Source organism: Blautia sp. HCN-1074 (genome assembly GCF_037890165.1).
Lineage (GTDB): Bacteria > Bacillota > Clostridia > Lachnospirales > Lachnospiraceae > Blautia_A.
Window position 1 is genome coordinate 1 of the sequence record NZ_JBBKBP010000065.1, and the last position, 958, is coordinate 958.

The following is a 958-nucleotide window of genomic DNA, read 5'->3' on the forward strand; positions in this document are numbered from 1 at the left end:
TGCTACATTCAAGTCGTCGATACCTTGATTTTTGCAGGAAGAAAGCAGGGACGCAAAATACTTACACCCCTGCTTGATTGAGTTTTCCGTATCTAAAGAGTTGGGCGGTAAACCCAGACTTTCCGAACTCTGCATAACATCTTCTGCCGTACCGCCACTTTCTACTTGAATGATAGCAAGTAGCACATTGACATACTCGGAGATACCGTTTTCTCTGGCGTACTTTTCCACCATAGGCTGATGTTTCAAGACTTCTGCGGATAAGTTCATACCCGTAATGCCAGAAGAAAAGTTGCTGTTCTCATCGTCGCTGTCCGCACTAATCAGCACCCCAAAGAAAAGCACCAGAGAAAAGAGGATAGGAAACAGACTGCCGATAAGAGCGATATGTTTCAGTTTCATTTTTTCTTCTGTCCTTTCTTCGTTACAAGGTTACGAGTTTTCTCTATGGTCTGTTGGTTCTTCTGGACGGTTTGTGTTTGCTGAACCTTTATCCTGCGGTCTTTGGTGTCATTCTGGTGTGTTTCCTGCGATACCACTTTTTCTACATTCTGCTGTTGTGATAAACTATGTACTGGCTGTGCAGGCTGGGTCGCTTTTCTATCAGAAGCACCAGAAGATAGCGGACGCTCTTTGATAACATTTGTCTTGACTGGCTCACTTGCTTTTGAAGTGGTCGCTGTGGCAGGGCGTTTCACTTCCTGCATTTTTTCCGCACTCGGCTTTGGAATGGTTGAAGCTGTGGCTGGTCGCTCATGGGGACGGGTAGCTCCCGTTGTCGCTGATCCGTCCGTCTTTCGCTGTGCCTGCCTTGCTTCTTGTGCCTTTTGAAGCTCCATACGTTTGTCAGCGATATTCTGTCTATGCTGTTCCTGCTTTTCCAAACGTCCCGTCTGTCTGGACTGCTGTTCCTGCACCATGCCACGCTTAAAGTCGGACACGCTGGACTTTGCCTTTT

The 958-nt window shown here is 47.1% G+C and carries 1 protein-coding gene and 1 pseudogene; both read right to left on the minus strand.

Annotated elements, in window-relative coordinates; translation table 11 throughout:
* Window positions 1-402: lysozyme family protein (locus tag WKT11_RS19785; RefSeq protein WP_340285789.1), on the minus strand; the 402-nt coding region annotated here is incomplete at its 3' end.
* A pseudogene (locus WKT11_RS19790) lies at window positions 399-958 on the minus strand (YtxH domain-containing protein); the annotation flags it as partial. The pseudogene WKT11_RS19790 and the gene WKT11_RS19785, both read right to left, overlap by 4 nt.